The sequence below is a fragment of the Microbacterium sp. AC035 genome (genome assembly GCF_979258485.1).
The window spans coordinates 2,226,880-2,242,168 of sequence record NZ_OZ409858.1 but is presented as its reverse complement, the minus strand read 5'-3'; the positions used below and the strand labels follow the sequence as shown (position 1 = coordinate 2,242,168).

General features: G+C 70.6%; 13 protein-coding genes. 10 read left to right on the top strand and 3 right to left on the bottom strand.

Annotated features, from left to right (window positions below; genetic code table 11):
* The first annotated feature begins 9 nt into the window (after positions 1-9).
* The 3 genes from ACZ0AA_RS10895 to ACZ0AA_RS10885 are packed head-to-tail and all read left to right on the top strand — an operon-like array spanning position 10 to position 3,376.
* Positions 10-1,149 carry an ROK family transcriptional regulator gene (locus ACZ0AA_RS10895; RefSeq protein ID WP_400866804.1) on the top strand — a complete coding sequence of 380 codons (1,140 nt, stop codon included), beginning with the start codon at positions 10-12 and terminating at the stop codon, positions 1,147-1,149.
* Positions 1,146-2,054: a polysaccharide deacetylase family protein gene (locus ACZ0AA_RS10890; protein WP_400866801.1), complete on the top strand. Its 909-nt coding sequence runs from the start codon at positions 1,146-1,148 to the stop codon at positions 2,052-2,054. The genes ACZ0AA_RS10895 and ACZ0AA_RS10890 overlap by 4 nt, the downstream gene beginning before the upstream one ends.
* The gene (locus ACZ0AA_RS10885) at positions 2,051-3,376 is read left to right on the top strand and encodes an MFS transporter (RefSeq protein ID WP_463512892.1); all 1,326 of its coding nucleotides are present in this window, start codon (positions 2,051-2,053) and stop codon (positions 3,374-3,376) included. The genes ACZ0AA_RS10890 and ACZ0AA_RS10885 overlap by 4 nt, the downstream gene beginning before the upstream one ends.
* A 6-nt stretch (positions 3,377-3,382) precedes the next feature.
* On the opposite strand, the gene galE is transcribed toward ACZ0AA_RS10885, so the two are convergent.
* The 3 genes from galE to galT all read right to left on the bottom strand — a co-directional run bounded on the left by galE (position 3,383) and on the right by galT (position 6,877).
* The gene (gene galE / locus ACZ0AA_RS10880; protein ID WP_400866795.1) at positions 3,383-4,360 is read right to left on the bottom strand and encodes a UDP-glucose 4-epimerase GalE; all 978 of its coding nucleotides are present in this window, start codon (positions 4,358-4,360) and stop codon (positions 3,383-3,385) included.
* A 64-nt stretch (positions 4,361-4,424) separates the two neighbouring features.
* The gene (gene galK / locus ACZ0AA_RS10875; protein ID WP_400866792.1) at positions 4,425-5,627 is read right to left on the bottom strand and encodes a galactokinase; all 1,203 of its coding nucleotides are present in this window, start codon (positions 5,625-5,627) and stop codon (positions 4,425-4,427) included.
* Complete coding sequence (gene galT / locus ACZ0AA_RS10870; RefSeq protein WP_400866790.1) at positions 5,624-6,877, bottom strand: galactose-1-phosphate uridylyltransferase; 1,254 nt, start codon at positions 6,875-6,877, stop codon at positions 5,624-5,626. The genes galK and galT overlap by 4 nt, the downstream gene beginning before the upstream one ends.
* A gap of 176 nt (positions 6,878-7,053) precedes the next feature.
* Here galT and ACZ0AA_RS10865 point away from each other — a divergent pair, with 176 nt between their 5' ends.
* The 7 genes from ACZ0AA_RS10865 to ACZ0AA_RS10835 all read left to right on the top strand — a co-directional run bounded on the left by ACZ0AA_RS10865 (position 7,054) and on the right by ACZ0AA_RS10835 (position 15,178).
* Positions 7,054-8,007, top strand: a complete 954-nt coding sequence (locus ACZ0AA_RS10865) for a LacI family DNA-binding transcriptional regulator (protein WP_400867015.1) — start codon at positions 7,054-7,056, stop codon at positions 8,005-8,007.
* Positions 8,008-8,586: 579 nt separating this feature from the next.
* Positions 8,587-9,750, top strand: coding sequence for a Gfo/Idh/MocA family protein (locus ACZ0AA_RS10860; RefSeq protein WP_463512891.1), 1,164 nt, complete (start codon positions 8,587-8,589; stop codon positions 9,748-9,750).
* A 2-nt stretch (positions 9,751-9,752) separates the two neighbouring features.
* Complete coding sequence (locus tag ACZ0AA_RS10855; protein ID WP_463512890.1) at positions 9,753-10,940, top strand: dihydrodipicolinate synthase family protein; 1,188 nt, start codon at positions 9,753-9,755, stop codon at positions 10,938-10,940.
* On the top strand, positions 10,937-11,800 hold the full coding sequence (locus ACZ0AA_RS10850) for a sugar phosphate isomerase/epimerase family protein (protein WP_311243541.1): 864 nt from the start codon (positions 10,937-10,939) through the stop codon (positions 11,798-11,800). The genes ACZ0AA_RS10855 and ACZ0AA_RS10850 overlap by 4 nt, the downstream gene beginning before the upstream one ends.
* A 380-nt stretch (positions 11,801-12,180) precedes the next feature.
* A complete protein-coding gene (locus tag ACZ0AA_RS10845; RefSeq protein WP_463512889.1) occupies positions 12,181-12,939 on the top strand; it encodes a sugar phosphate isomerase/epimerase family protein in 759 nt (252 codons plus the stop codon).
* Between the two features lie 83 nt (positions 12,940-13,022).
* Positions 13,023-14,081 (top strand): LacI family DNA-binding transcriptional regulator, encoded by a 1,059-nt coding sequence (locus ACZ0AA_RS10840; protein WP_463512888.1) that lies wholly within the window; start codon positions 13,023-13,025, stop codon positions 14,079-14,081.
* A complete protein-coding gene (locus ACZ0AA_RS10835) occupies positions 14,078-15,178 on the top strand; it encodes a glycerate kinase (protein WP_400866773.1) in 1,101 nt (366 codons plus the stop codon). The genes ACZ0AA_RS10840 and ACZ0AA_RS10835 overlap by 4 nt, the downstream gene beginning before the upstream one ends.
* Positions 15,179-15,289 lie beyond the last annotated feature (111 nt).

Here is a 15,289-nt window from a genome sequence, read left to right as displayed (position 1 = left end):
GGGATCAACTTGGCACGACCACTCGCGGGGCCCCAGACCCTGCTCCGAACGCTCAACGGCCGTGCGATCCTCGAGACGCTCGCGCGCCGCGGCCCGCTCACCCGCGCTGAACTCGTCGCCGAGACAGGGCTGTCGCGTACGGCAGTGACCCAGGTGCTGCGAATGCTCGAAGCGTCGTCGGCCGTGGCCGCGGCCGGGGTGGATCGTGACACCCGCGGACCGGCAGCGGGGCGCGTCGCACTGCATCCGCAGCTCGGCTTCGCCGCAGCCGTGCACGTCGACGCCCATGCCGCCCATGTCGCCCTGGTCGACCCGACCGGGGCCGTGAGGGCCGAGAGTCACGCCGCATTCCCTCCGCGTGGAGACCGCGTGCAGCACATCGCCGGGCTGATCGAAGCGTGTCGCCGCACGGTGAACGGACGGCTGCTGCTCGCCGTCGTCGGAATCCCCGGCATCGTCACCGCCGACGGAGGCATCCGCGACGACCAGGGGCCGGACGGCGGCGCATTCAAGAACTCGCTGTCCGCACGCCTCGGCTGCACGGTGCGGGTCGAGAACGACGTCAACCTCGCGGCGCTCGCCGAACTGTCCGAGGGGACCGCCGCAGGACTCAGCAGCTTCGCGCTGCTCCTCCTCGACGACGGTCTCGGAGCAGGCATCGTCATCGACGGCTCGCTGCACCGAGGGTTCTCCGGTGTCGCGGGTGAGGTCATGTATCTGCCGCAGAGCCCGTTGCCGATCGGAGCTCCGGTGCTCGGCGACGCGGTCGTGCGCGATCTCGCGCTGGCCCACGGCCGCGACCCGGACGAGACGATAGACCAGCACCTCGATGCCGCGTGGGCCGGCGATCCGGCCGCGCTCGCCATGGCGGCCGAGATGGGGCGCAGACTCACCCTGATCGCCGGCAGCATCGCGCTCGTCCTCGACCCGGAGGCGTTCCTGCTCAGCGGCACTGCCGCGCACCCGGCTCTCGCGCGCGCCGCAGCCGAGTTCGCCGAAGAGCTCGCCCCGCAACTGCCGCTCACCCTCGTGGTCTCGTCGTTCGGCCCGGAGGCGCCGCTGGTCGGCGCGGTCGGCGAGGCGGCATCCGCTCTTCGGGCGTCGATCTTCTCGCTGCTGCTCCCCGCCTCAGACAGGAACCGTCGATGACCTCAGACCTCGCTGATCGCCTCGGCCTCGCACCGGGGGCCAGGGCCGTGATCATCAATGCCGACGACTTCGGCATGTGCCACGCGGCGAACACGGCGATCATCCGGCTGCTGGACGCGGGACACGTCGACTCGACGACTCTCATGGTGCCCTGCGCCTGGGCGCCGGAGGCGCTGGCATTCGCCGCCACGCGCACCGACCTCGACGTCGGCGTGCACCTGGTGCTCACGAGCGAGTGGACCGACTACCGCTGGCGGCCCCTCACCGGCGCCGACACCACCCTCGTCGACGACGCGGGGTACTTTCCCGCCGGCGTCCTGGCGATCGAGGAGCTCGCGTCGGTCGACGACGTCACCGCCGAGATCGCCGCGCAGCTGCAGGCGGCGCTGGATGCCGGTGTCGACGTGACCCACCTCGACAATCACATGGGATCTGTCTACGGGCTGCTCACCGGGCGGGACTTCCTGGGTCCGGTCTTCGAGCTCGCCGCCCGCCACGGACTGCCGTTCCGGCTGCCGCGCAGCATGGAGGGCACAGGAGACGACGCCGCGCTGCAGGCGAAGCTCGCCGAGGCAGCGGCTGCGGCCGACTCCCTCGGCGTCGAGATCATCGACCGGCTGTGGAGCCACCCGTTCGAGGAGATCCCCGGAGAATCGTACGAGCAGATCCGCGACGGCTTCATCGCGCTCCTGCGTGCCGTTCCGGCCGGGGTGACCGAGATCTACCTGCATCCGATGGTCGACGACGACGAGCTGCGCGCGGCCGTCGACTTCGCCGCAGCCAAGCGCGGACACGAGCTTCGGCTGCTCTCCGACCCTGCGGTGCTGCAGGCGATCGCCGACGAAGGGCTCGTGCGAGTCGGATGGCGCGACCTGCGCGATCTGCAGCGGAGCCGGCGCGCATGACCTCGATGGCGACGCGGCTGCGCGACCGTCGACTCGACGACGCCCCCACCAGGGCGCAGGCGATCGCGTTCGGCGCATCCGGGTTCCCGACGCAGCTCATGGCGCAGACCTTCTCTGCGTTCGTCGTCTACTTCTACGTCACGCACATCGGCGTGGCACCCGGATGGGTCGCCGCGGCGATGATCGCGCACGGCATCCTGAACGCGGTGCTGAATCCGATCGTCGGCGCCCTGTCCGACCGCATCCGCACGCCGTGGGGTCGTCGCATCCCCTGGATCGGTCTCGGCATCGTTCCGCTCGTGGTCGCTTTCGCGCTGGTGTGGATGCCGCCGGAGCTGCCGACCGCCGGACTGATCGTGTGGTTCCTCATCGTGGTCGCGGTGTACGACATCGCGTTCGTGGTGGTGGTGCTGAACATCTCGGCGCTGTTCCCCGAGATCTTCCGCACGACCGACGAGCGGGCGCGAGGCAACGTGCCCCGCCAGATCTTCGCGATCCTCGGCATGGTGCTCGGCACCGCGGGGGCGCCCGCGCTCTACGGGTCGATCGGCTGGCCAGGCATGGCGATCGTGCTCTCGGCCGTCTGCCTCGTTCTGCTGGTGTGGTCGTTCGTCGGCGGGATGATCGAGCGGCGGGCGCCGGAGGCCGCATCCGAGGCGATGCGCTGGCGCGACCAGCTGAAGTACACGTTCGCGAACCGGGCGTTCGTGCCCTACGTGCTCGGCTCGCTGTTCATCCAGACGTCGATCGCCGTCATCCTCGCCGCTCTGCCGTTCTACGTGAGGTATTCGCTGGGCGCCGCCGAGGGCGAGGCCAGTCTGCTGCTGGGGGCGATCTTCGTGACCGCCATCCCGTCGATCGTGCTGTGGAGCGCGATCGTGCGACGCACCTCACCCCGCACGGCGCTGCTGTGGAGCGTCGCGGTCTTCGGCATCGCCGTGCTCGGCTATCTGCTGCCGTCGACGGTGCTCACGGCTGCTCTCGTCGGCGTCGCGGTGGGCGTCGGAGTCGGTGGCCTGCTGCAGCTCCTCGAGGTGGTGCTCGCGCAGATCATCGATGAGGACGCCACCCGCACCGGGCATCGGCGAGAGGGCGCCTACTTCGGCGTGAACGGCTTCGTGGTGCGCGGCTCGGTCGTGCTGCAGGCCGTCGTCGCGGCGGCCGTGCTCACGGCATCCGGCTTCGATGCGTCGCTGGGCGAAGCGCAACCGGAGGCGGTCGACGGCGGCATCCGGGTGATGGTCGCGGTGGTTCCGCTCGTGTTCGCCGCTCTCGCGTGGTTGTGCTTCTGGCTCTACCCGATCCGCACGCGCGACCTCTGACCGACGTCAGGACGCGGCTCGACGCGCCTCCCAGCCCGTCCGCACCATCTCGTCGACCGTGTATCGCATCTTCCAGTCGAGGTCGCGAGCGGCGAGCTCGCCGGTCGCGACGATGCGGTCGGGGTCGCCGGGGCGGCGGGGGCCGATCTCCGGGGTGAAGTCGATGCCGGTGACGCGTGCGACGGCATCCATGATCTGCTTCACGCTGAGGCCGTCGCCGGAGCCGAGGTTGTATGCCGCTTCGATCGACTCGCCTGCTGCGAGGCGCTTCGCGGCAGCCACGTGAGCTGCGGCGATGTCTCCGACGTGCACGTAGTCGCGCACGTTGGTGCCGTCCTCCGTGTCGTAATCGTCACCGTTGATCCGCGGGGTCTCTCCGGCGAGGAGCTTCTCGAACACGATCGGGAACAGGTTGTGCGGGCTCACGTCGTAGACCGTCGGGTCGGCCGAGCCGACGACGTTGAAGTAGCGCAGCGAAGTGTGCCGCAGCGGCTTCTCGGACTCCGCGGTCGCGATCGCCTGATCGCGCAGCAGCCACTCTCCGATCAGCTTCGACTCGCCATAGGGGCTGGCCGGCTTCTTGGCGGTGTCTTCGACGACGAGCGGCACGTCGGGGGTGCCGAACACGGCGGCCGACGATGAGAACACGATGTTCGTGACGCCCGCGGCCTCCATCGCCTCGAGGATCACGCGGGTGCCTTCGACGTTCTGCGCATAGGTGTGCAGCGGACGCTGCACCGAGACTCCGGCGTACTTGTAGCCGGCGACGTGGATGACGCCGTCGGCGTCATGGTCGCGCAGCGTCTTCTCGACGAGCTCGCGGTCGAGGATGCTGCCCTGCACGAAGGCCACGCCCTCGGGCACGAACGAGGCGACCCCGCTCGAGAGGTCGTCGAGGATGACGGGCGTCAGCCCTGCATCCGCGAGTGCGCGAACGACGTGCGAGCCGATGTAGCCGGCGCCGCCGGTCACGATCCAGGACATTGTGCTCCTCAGGGTGGGGAAGTGTTCAGTATCTCAGGTCGCGATCAGCGGACCCTGACCCGGGTCAGGCGTCGCGGTGCGCCCCTGCCGACGGGGTGACGGTGAAGATGACGGGGGCGGTGAAAGCGGATGCGGCGAACGCGGCGTTCACGGCATCCGTCACCTGCTGCACCGAGTCCTGCTCGATCAGCGCGATCGCGGCTCCGCCGAATCCACCGCCGGTCATCCGAGCGCCGATGGCGCCGGCTGTGAGGGCGGCCTCGACCGCGGTGTCGAGCTCGGGCACCGAGATCTCGAAGTCGTCGCGCATCGAGGCGTGAGAGGCCACGAGCAGGTCGCCGATCGCGCGGGGTCCCTCTTCGCGCAGCACCTTCACGGTGTCGAGGACACGCTGGTTCTCGGTCACGACGTGACGCACTCGACGGAAGGTCACGTCGTCCATGAGCTCCTCGGCGCGGGGCAGGTCGTCGACCGAGACGTCGCGCAGGCTCGGCACGCCCATGATCGCGGCACCGCGTTCGCAGGCGGCGCGGCGCTCGCCGTATCCACCGGTCGAGTGGGCGTGCTTGACGCGCGTGTCCATCACGAGGATCGCGAGGCCCGCCTCGGCGATGCCGACCTGCACGAGGTTCGCGTCGAGCGAGCGGCAGTCGAGGAAGATCGCCGCATCGGGTTCGCCGAGCATCGAGGCCATCTGATCCATGATGCCGGTCGGGGCTCCGACGGCCTCGTTCTCGGCCCGGCGGCCGACGCGAGCGAGGGCGACGCGGTCGAGTCCGGCCGCCCACAGATCGTTCAGGGCGGATGCCGTGGCGCCCTCGATCGCGGCGGACGACGACAGGCCTGCGCCCACCGGGACGTCGGAGGTGATCGCGATGTCGAGGCCGGTGCCGGTGGCGGCCGACGGGGCCACGCCGTCGGCCTGACGGAGAGCCCAGGCGACGCCGAGCGGGTACGCGGCCCACTCGGGCACAGCAGGGGCTTCACCGGTGGGCGTGGGGAACAGCTCGTCGAGGTCGTCGAGGGAGACCTCTACGGGCTCATCGGCGAAGGTCGACGCGACACGCACGCGGCCTCGGCCGTCGTCGCGGATCCCGACGGCCGCGTAGGTGCGGTGCGGGATCGCGAACGGCAGCACGAAGCCGTCGTTGTAGTCGGTGTGCTCGCCGATCAGGTTCACGCGGCCCGGCGCCGACCAGACGCCGTCGGGTGCGCGTCCGGTGAGGTCTGTGAAGAGTGCGCGCGCGGCGTCCTGGGTGGTGGTCATGCGGATGCCTCGTCTGCGTGCTGGGGGTCGGGTGTCGTGTCTGCGGATGCCGTGTGCGCGGAGGCCGCCGTGTGTGCGGCGTCTGCCTTCGCGATGGCCTCGCGGATGCGGGCCGCGCCCTGCTCGGGGGTGACCTCGGCGGCCCACGCCCACATCGCGGCCTCGGAGCCGGCGAGGAACTTGAGCTTGTCGGCAGCGCGGCGAGGGCTCGTCAGCTGCAGGTGCAGGCGCACGCTGTCGCGGCCGACGTTCACCGGGGCCTGGTGCCAGGCGGCGATGTAGGGGGTCGGGGTGTCGTAGAGCGCGTCGACACCACGGAGCAGGCGCAGGTAGAGAGGAGCCAGCTCGTCGCGCTCGGCATCCGTCGTCTCGGCGAAGTCGGGCACGTGCCGGTGCGGCATCAGGTGCACCTCGAGGGGCCAGCGGGCGGCGAAGGGTACGAACGCCGTCCAGTGCTCGCCCCGGAACACGACGCGCTCGGACGCCTGCTCGGACTCGAGGATGTGCTGGAACAGGTCGGGTGCGGTGCGGTCGATCGAGTCGAGCAGGCGCGTGGTGCGCGGGGTCACGTAGGGGTAGGCGTAGATCTGGCCGTGGGGGTGGGGGAGCGTGACCCCGATCGCTTCGCCGCGATTCTCGAACGGGAAGATCTGCTCGATGCCGGGCAGCTTCGAGAGTGCGGCGGTGCGATCGGCCCAGGCCTCGATCACGGTGCGGGCGCGGGTTACCGACTGCGTGCCGAACGAGCCGGTGTGCTCAGGGCTGAAGCACACGACCTCGCAGCGGCCGACCGACGTGCGGGTGCGGCCGAGGCCCAGAGCGCTGAGATCGTCGAGCCCGCGAGGAGGGTTGCTCGCCTCGGGGGCCGTGCCGGTGGCCTCGGCGAGGGCGGGACCGAAGGCGGGCGAGCGGTTCTCGAACACGGCGACGTCGTAGAGCGACGGCACCTCAGACGGGTTGGTGGGGGACTGCGGAGCGAGCGGGTCGGCGTCGGCGCTCGGCATCATCACCCGGTTCTGACGGTTCGCGGCGACCGTGATCCAGTCACCCGTCAGCACGTCGAGTCGCATCGTGGCGGTCTCGCCGCGGGCATCGAGGGTGCGGGAGTCGACCGCGCGCTCGGCGCCGAGCGTCGTGTCGGGGTCGTCGAAGTAGATCAGCTCGCGGCCATCGGCGAGCGTCGTCGCGCGCTTGACGATGCCGGCGGAGAGGGTCTCGGTTCGCAACTCAGGAGATTCGGGCGTGTTCACGTAAACATGGTACGCACAGCGCCGTGGTAACGTCAACATTCCGGAGTTGTGAACGCGAAGAAAGGGCGCCCGTGGACGACGACCTGCTGCGCGGCGGTGACCTGTCGCGCGGCGATGACCTGCTGCGCGGCACCGCGCGCCCGCGTCGACGCCAGGCCCCGTCCGGTCGCGTCTCGATGGCGATGGTCGCATCACGCGCCGGGGTCTCAGGACAGACCGTCTCGCGTGTCGTCAACGACAGCCCCCGCGTCGATCCGGCGACCCGCGCGCGTGTCGAGAAGGCGATGACGGAACTCGGCTACCGCCCCCACCGCGCCGCCCGCGCCCTGCGCACCGGTCGCTCGCAGACCATCGGACTCGTGGTCACCACCCTCGCGACGGTCGGCAACTCGCGGATGCTGCAGGCCACCGCCGAGGCTGCCGCCGAGCGCGGCTACGCCCTCACTCTCGTGACGGCCGGGGAGAACTTGGCCGACGCGTTCGAGCGCCTCGCCGAGCAGGAGGTCGACGGCGCGATCGTGCTGAACGAGGCGTCGGCGCTGGTGCCCGCAGCCGATCGACCGCCGGGACTGCGGCTCGTGGTCGTCGACGCCCCGGGGTCCGCGGATCTCGCCGTCGTGCACAGCGACCATGTCGGAGGCGCCGCCGCGGCGACGGCGCATCTACTGGGCCTCGGGCATGCGACGGTGCACCACCTCGCCGGGCCGGCCGATTCGTTCGCGGCTGCCGAGCGTGAGCGGGGATGGCGGAAGGCGCTCGCGGATGCCGGAGCGATGGTGACCGAGGTCGTCCGTGGCGACTGGACCGCCGAGGCAGGGTTCGCCGCGGGCGAGGCGCTGGGCGCAGCATCCGCCGTCTTCTGCGCCAACGACCAGATGGCACTCGGGCTCCTCCGCGCGCTCGCCGAATCGGGGCGGCGGGTTCCCGAGGACGTCAGCGTCATCGGCTTCGACGACGTGCCGGATGCCGCCAACTACCGCCCGCCGCTGACGACGATCCGTCAGGACTTCGCCGCCTTGGCGCACCGGGCCGTCGACCTGCTCGTCGCCGACATCGAGGGTGCCGCGGACGGTGCGGCATCCGCTGTCGTCGTGCCGACGCTTCTGGTCGAACGCTCCAGCACTCGCTGACGCGCACCGCCGCGGTCGCACTTCGGTGCGAACTCGCTGAGTGTCCAGCAGGGCATCCGCCGCTCGCTGCGGGGTCAGTTCCGCATCCGCCGTCCGCTGCGGGGCCACTTCCGCATCCGCCGTCCGGTGCGGGGCCACTTCTGCATCCGCCGCTCGCTGCGGGGTCACTTCTGCATCTGAATCGGGTCTTTCCGATGCGCTTTTGGCCCCGGCTGACTGAAACGCAATTCGGGGCAGGAGGCACCGGGGCTCGGCGGAGGGACAGGGGTGCGTCGTCGACCGGCATCCTTTCGTCCCGAGCGGGGCCAAATCCGCACCTCTCGTCCGGTGCGGGGCCACTTCTGCATCTGAATCGAGCCTTTCCGATGCGCTTTTGACCACCGCTGGCCCGAGAGCAGTGCGGGACGGGATGCCTCCTGGGGGTTTCTGCGACGGCCTGCGACGGCCTGCGACACCCCGCACCCGGATAGCGGTTTCCGTCCGCCGCTTGCGCGCCCGACTGAGTCATGGCATGCTGACGGAAAGCGCTTACCCAACACGGGCGACCGGCGCAACGGCTTCCCAAAGAACGGACCAGCAATGTCACAGGCGACAACCCGCGAGATCGGGATCATCATGAACGGCGTCTCCGGGCGCATGGGCTACCGCCAGCACCTCGTGCGGTCGATCCTCGCGATCCGCGACGAGGGCGGCATCGAGCTGCCCGACGGATCCCGCGTCACGGTGAAGCCGCTGCTGGTCGGCCGCAACGAAGCGAAGCTGGCCGAGCTCGCCGCGAAGCACGGCATCGAGGACTACACGACCGACCTCGACGCGGCCCTCGCCGACCCGAAGTGGGAGATCTACGCCGACTTCCTCGTGACCAAGGCCCGTGCCTCGGCCCTCCGCAAGGCGATCGCCGCGGGCAAGGCCATCTACACCGAGAAGCCCACCGCCGAGTCGCTCGACGAGGCCCTCGAGCTCGCGCGTCTCGCAGACGCGGCCGGCGTCAAGACCGGCGTCGTGCACGACAAGCTCTACCTGCCGGGCCTGCAGAAGCTCAAGCGCCTGATCGACTCGGGTTTCTTCGGCCGCATCCTGTCGGTGCGCGGCGAGTTCGGCTACTGGGTCTTCGAGGGCGACTGGCAGCCCGCGCAGCGCCCGAGCTGGAACTACCGCACCGAAGACGGTGGCGGCATCATCGTCGACATGTTCCCGCACTGGAACTACGTGCTCGAGAACCTGTTCGGTGAGGTCAAGAGCGTCTACGCGCAGGCGGCCGTGCACATCGCCGACCGCTGGGACGAGAACGGCGAGCACTACACCGCCACCGCCGAGGATGCGGCATACGGCATCTTCGAGATCGAGGGCGGCATCGTCGCCGAGATCAACTCCAGCTGGACGGTGCGCGTCAACCGCGACGAGCTCGTCGAGTTCCAGGTCGACGGCACTCACGGGTCGGCCGTGGTCGGACTCTTCGGCGCCAAGATCCAGCCGCGCAACGCCACCCCGAAGCCCGTGTGGAACCCGGACCTCGAAGACAGCCACGACTACGACACCGACTGGCAGAACGTGCCCACGAACGACGTCTTCATCAACGGCTTCCGTCAGCAGTGGGAGGAGTACCTGATCTCGTTCGTCGAGGGCACGAAGTACCCCTTCGACCTGCTCTCCGGCGCCCGGGGCGTGCAGTTCGCCGAGGCGGGTCTGACCTCCAGCGCCGAAGGCCGCAAGGTCGCTCTCTCTCCGCTGACGCTGGGCTGAGCATGAGCACTCTCCGACTTCTCGACGCCGCGGGTGCGGTGACGGATGCCGAGCTGCGCGAGGGCGGCGGGTACTCCCGCCCGACCTTCGCGCTGCAGAGCCGTGTCGCGTACGCCGCCGCCCACGTGGTGCCGAAGGTGCACGCCGACAACACTCCGGGGCAGCCCGCCGACATCGACTGGGACTCGACGCTCGCGTTCCGCCGCAACGTCTATTCGTGGGGTCTCGGCGTCGCCGACGCTATGGACACCGCGCAGCGCAACATGGGCCTCGACGCCGCGGCGACGCGTGAGCTCATCTCGCGCAGCGCCGAGGTCGCCCGCGAAGAGGGCGGCTCGGTGGTGGTCGGCGTCAACACCGATCACGTCGCCGAGTCGCACATCTCGCTCGACCAGGTGATCGACGCCTACAAGGAGCAGCTGCACTTCACCGAGGAGCAGGGGGCGGGCCCCGTGCTCATGGCCTCGCGCCACCTCGCCCGCGTCGCAGAGAATGCCGACGACTACCGTCGCGTGTACCGCGAGGTGCTCTCGTCGGCCACGGTGCCGGTCGTGCTGCACTGGCTCGGCACCGCCTTCGATCCCGAGCTCGCCGGATACTTCGGCGCGGACGACTGGCAGACGGCATCCGCTGTGCTGCTCGACGTGATCGCCGAGAACCCCGACAAGATCGCGGGCGTGAAGATGAGCCTGCTGAACGCCGAGTCCGAGATCTCGGTGCGCGAGCGACTGCCCGAGGGCGTGCGCATGTTCACCGGAGACGACTTCAACTACGTCGGCCTGATCGGCGGCGACACCGTGGGGCAGGGCGACGGCCACTCCGACGCGCTGCTCGGCGCGTTCGCGGCGATCACCCCGGTGGCGTCCGCGGCGATCCAGGCGCTGGATGCCGGAGATCCTGCGCGGTACCTCGAGATCCTCGGCCCGACCGAAGAGCTCAGCCGTCAGGTGTTCGCGGCTCCGACGTTCTACTACAAGACGGGCGTCGCCTTCCTCGCGTGGCTCAACGGGCACCAGCCCGCGTTCCAGATGGTCGGCGGGCTGCACTCGGCGCGCAGCCTTCCGCACCTCAGCCGCATCGTCGAGCTGGCGAACGCCTCGCTCGCACTCGAGAACCCCGAGCTCGCGCGCGAGCGCTGGCACGGGATGCTGCGCCTGAACGGCGTCGATGCAGGGAGCGCGACCGCATGACCGTCGATCCCCGCCTGTCGATCAACCAGGCCACGATCAAGCACGCCGATCTCGCGACCGCGCTGCGGGTGACGGCGGATGCCGGCATCCAGGCGATCGGTCTGTGGCGTGAGCCTGTGAACGAGGTCGGACTAGACGTCGCTGCGCGCATGCTCGCAGACTCGGGTCTGCGGTTCACGACGCACTGCCGTGGCGGTTTCTTCACCCTGCCCGAGGGGCCGGAGCGCGTCGCCGCACTCGACGACAACCGCCGCGCGATCGAGGAGACCGCGACGCTCGCCGCCGCGGGCGCCGACGGATCGACGGCCGTGCTCGTGCTCGTCGCCGGGGGACTGCCTGCCGGCTCGCGCGACCTGATCGGCGCGCGTGAGCGGGTGCGCGACGCGATCGGCGTGCTCGCGACCGACGCGAAGGCGGCGGGCGTGACGCTGGCGATCGAGCCACTGCATCCGATGTACGCCTCCGACCGCGCCGTCGTCTCCACCCTCGGGCAGGCGCTCGACATCGCCGCCGACTTCGACGCCGACGTCGTGGGTGCGGCGGTCGACACGTTCCACATCTGGTGGGATCCGCAGGTGCTCGAGCAGATCGCCCGCGCCGGCCGCGAGGGCCGCATCGCGACCTATCAGGTGTGCGACTGGAAGACCCCGCTCGCCGCCGATGTGCTGCTTTCACGGCATTACACGGGCGACGGCGTGATCGACTTCGGCTCGCTCACGCGCGCCGTGATCGAGACGGGCTACGACCGTGACATCGAGGTCGAGATCTTCAACGCCGACATCTGGGCGGATGCTCCCGAGAACGTCGTGCGGCGGACGGCTGAGACCTTCGGGGCCGCGGTCTCGCCGCACCTGCGCTGACGCACGGGGCTCGATGGTCCCGGGTGCCACCCGTGGTACACCCGCAGGCCGCCTGCAGGACTCGGGCACGGATGCAGGAATCGGGCACGCCTGCAGGAATCGGGCACGGATGCAGGAACGGAATACGGTTTCTTGTCCTGCATCCGTGCCTCGTTCCTGCAGACGGTACGGGCTCGATGTCGAATGGCGGGGAACCGCCCGGACTGGCACCGCTTTGCCGGCTTCACCTGCAGGACGCGGGCACGGATGCCGGGCCGGGGCACGGTTTCTGGTCCTGCATCCGTGCCTCGGTCCTGCAGACGGCACGGCGTGCTGATACGGAGCGAGCCGCCGGACGCAAGCCCCGCGACACCGCACCGAACGATTGAGAGGATGACGTCATGACGAAGATCCGCCCGGGACTCTGCTCGGTGACCTTCCGGGCGCTGAGCGCCGAACAGGTCGTCGAGCTCGCCGCCGATGCCCGACTCGAGGTCATCGAGTGGGGAGCCGACGTGCATGTGCCGGCCGGTGACGTCGAGCAGGCGGCGAGGATGGCGAAGCTGACGACGGATGCCGGGCTCGCGTCCTGCTCCTATGGGTCGTACTTCCGCGCCGGGGCAGAGGAGTCGATCACCCCTGTGCTCGACTCCGCCGCAGCTCTCGGTGTCGACCGCGTGCGGATCTGGGCCGGAGAGCGCGGCTCCGACGAGTCCACGCCCCAGGACCGGGCGTCGACCATCGCCAGGTTGCAGGATGCTGTCGACGAGGCGAACGCCCGAAGCATCTCCCTCGCGCTCGAGTTCCATTCGGGCACGCTCGCCGACACGGCGCCGGCGACTCTCCGCGTGCTGGAGGAGGTCGCGAGGCCGACGCTCAGCACCTATTGGCAGCCCACTGTCGGTGCCGGGGTCGATGCGGTGCTCGACGAGTATCGTGCGATCGCAGATCATGTGAGCGCCGCGCACGTGTTCTCGTGGTGGCCCGCGCACGACAGGCTTCCGCTGCGGGCGCGGGACGCCCTCTGGACCCGATTCTTCGGAGAGGCGCAGTCCGCGACCACGCCGCCGAGAGACGCCCTGCTCGAGTTCGTGCCCGGCGATGACCCGGCGATGCTGCGCGGCGAGGCCGCGACGCTCCGCTCGTACCTCTCGCTGTAGTCGGCCATGCTCCGCAGCCGTCCGGACGCCGCAGCCCTCGGAAGCTCCCCGGCGACCCCTGCACCGCGCAGTATGCTCAGGGCATGAGTCAGCAGGAAAGCCCTTCCCGCGTGCGTCAGCCGCGGCACTCGCGGGGCGCAGCCCCGACCCTGCACGACGTCGCCCGCGAGGCCGGGGTCTCGCTCGCCACAGCATCCCGCGTTCTCAACGGATCCGAACGCAAGGTCGCCGAGTCCTTCCGCGAGCGCGTCGAGCAGGCGGCGGCCGAGCTGGGCTACACGGCGAATGCGTCGGCCCAGGCCACCGCTCGCGGCAGCTCGCCCGTGATCGCACTGCTCGTCGCCGACATCGCCGATCCCTACTTCGGACTCATCGCCGCCGGTGTCGCCCGCGGAGCCGACGAGCAGGGTCTCGTCGTCACGATCGCGATCACCGAGCGCGACCCGGCCCGCGAGGCACGCATCGTGCGAGCTCTGCGGGGACAGCGACCTCAGGGTCTGATCCTCGCCGCGTCGCGCACGAATGAGCCGACCGACTCCGACACCTCGCGCGAGCTGGCGGAGTATGCCCGGTTCGGAGGCCGCGTGGTCACGTTCGGGGCAGGCAGTGCCGAGAACCGCCACGTCGAGATCGACAACCGCGCCGGTGCCGAGGCGCTCGGTCGCCGCATGGCGTCGCTCGGCTACCGCTCGGCCATCGCGATCGGTGCCGCCGAGGGAGTGCTCACCTCCGATGAGCGTCTCGCCGGATTCCGCGCGGGCTTCGAATCAGGCGGCGGCTCGATCGATCGCGTGATCCGCGGCGATTTCCGTCGTGAATCGGGTATGCAGGCGATGTCGGCGGCACTGGCCGACGGCGTCGAGCCGGGCACCCTCGTCTTCGGCATGAGCGACGTCGTCGCGATCGGAGCGACCGCGGCCATCCGCGAGGCAGGTCGAGAGGTCGGTCCTGACATCGCCGTGTGCGGCTTCGATGACGTGCCCTCCAGCAGCGATGTCACCCCGGCGCTCACCACGGTGCGCGTGCCGCTGAGCGAGGTCGGCTACCAGGCCTTCCGCGCGACCGTCGACTCCGACTGGCAGCAGGCGGCGCTGCCGCTCGAGGTCATCGTGCGGGCGAGCACTCCCGGTATCGCACGATGACACGGGTGGTGCTGGCGCCAGACAGCTTCAAGGGCACGATCACAGCAGCGGATGCTGCAGCATCCCTCGCCGAAGGCTGGTCGTCGGTCGACCCGAGTGCGTCGTTCGTGCACCTGCCGATGGCAGACGGCGGCGAGGGCACCGTCGCCGCATTCGCCGCGGCCGTGCCGGGGGCGCGGCGGATGCCGCTGGTCGTCGACGGGCCCGCGGGCGTGCCGCTGGAGACCAGCTGGCTGCTGCTGCCCGTCTCTGCCGGTTCTCCCGGCGGCACCGGCGTCGTCGACCTCGCCTCGACCTCGGGCATCGAACTGCTCGACGAACTGCGCCCGTGGGATGCCGACACGACCGGCTTCGGCCAGGCGATCGCCGCGGCCCTCGATCATGGCGTGACCCGCCTGGTGGTCGGCATCGGATCGAGCGCGTCGACCGACGGCGGCACCGGGATGCTGACTGCCCTCGGCGCGCGATTCCTCGACGCCGCCGGCGAGCCGGTCGTCCGCGGGGCGCGCGGGCTCGCTGCCATCGCGTCCGTCGACCTGAGCACCCTGCGCACCGCGCCCCAGGTGCGGGTGCTCACCGATGTCACCAACCCGCTCGTCGGACCGCGGGGTGCCGCAGCCGTGTTCGGACCGCAGAAGGGACTCGACGCCGACGCGATCGCCCAGGTGGATACCGGGCTCGCCCGACTCGCCGACCTGCTCGGTCTCGACGTCGCGCTGCCCGGCACCGGAGCAGCCGGCGGCACCGGCGGTGCGCTCGTCGTCTGGGGAGCGACGCTCGCTCCCGGCGCCGCAGAGGTGGCCGAGCTGATCGGACTCGCCGACGCGATCGCCGACGCCGACGTCGTCGTCACGGGCGAAGGGTCGTACGACGGTCAGTCCGGCGACGGCAAGGTGCCCTCCTTCATCGCGGGCCTCGCTGCCTCCGCGGGGGCCACCGCGATGCTCGCGGCCGGGCGCATCACGGCCGACTCCGACACGGCGCTGTTCGCGGCCTCCGCGTCGTTGACCGACATCGCGGGGTCGTCGGATGCCGCTCTCGCCGAGCCCGCCCGTTGGCTGCGCGACGCCGGGGCGCTGCTCGCCCGGTCGGTCTGACCCCGCCTCACGGCATCCGCTCGCGTTCGGGTTCGCTCCTGCACAGCATCCGCCCGCATCCTTTCGCCCGGGTTGCCCCCCGCCCGCCCGCCAGGCGGGGTCACTTTCGCA

Excerpts from the sequence above, each read along its gene's own strand:
- ACZ0AA_RS10890 (WP_400866801.1), top strand. The coding sequence starts at position 1,146 with ATGACCTCAGACCTCGCTGATCGCCTCGGCCTCGCACCGGGGGCCAGG.
- ACZ0AA_RS10885 (WP_463512892.1), top strand. The coding sequence starts at position 2,051 with ATGACCTCGATGGCGACGCGGCTGCGCGACCGTCGACTCGACGACGCC.
- galE (WP_400866795.1), bottom strand. The coding sequence starts at position 4,360 with ATGTCCTGGATCGTGACCGGCGGCGCCGGCTACATCGGCTCGCACGTC.
- galK (WP_400866792.1), bottom strand. The coding sequence starts at position 5,627 with ATGACCACCACCCAGGACGCCGCGCGCGCACTCTTCACAGACCTCACC.
- ACZ0AA_RS10865 (WP_400867015.1), top strand. The coding sequence starts at position 7,054 with ATGGCGATGGTCGCATCACGCGCCGGGGTCTCAGGACAGACCGTCTCG.
- ACZ0AA_RS10860 (WP_463512891.1), top strand. The coding sequence starts at position 8,587 with ATGTCACAGGCGACAACCCGCGAGATCGGGATCATCATGAACGGCGTC.
- ACZ0AA_RS10855 (WP_463512890.1), top strand. The coding sequence starts at position 9,753 with ATGAGCACTCTCCGACTTCTCGACGCCGCGGGTGCGGTGACGGATGCC.
- ACZ0AA_RS10850 (WP_311243541.1), top strand. The coding sequence starts at position 10,937 with ATGACCGTCGATCCCCGCCTGTCGATCAACCAGGCCACGATCAAGCAC.
- ACZ0AA_RS10845 (WP_463512889.1), top strand. The coding sequence starts at position 12,181 with ATGACGAAGATCCGCCCGGGACTCTGCTCGGTGACCTTCCGGGCGCTG.
- ACZ0AA_RS10840 (WP_463512888.1), top strand. The coding sequence starts at position 13,023 with ATGAGTCAGCAGGAAAGCCCTTCCCGCGTGCGTCAGCCGCGGCACTCG.
- ACZ0AA_RS10835 (WP_400866773.1), top strand. The coding sequence starts at position 14,078 with ATGACACGGGTGGTGCTGGCGCCAGACAGCTTCAAGGGCACGATCACA.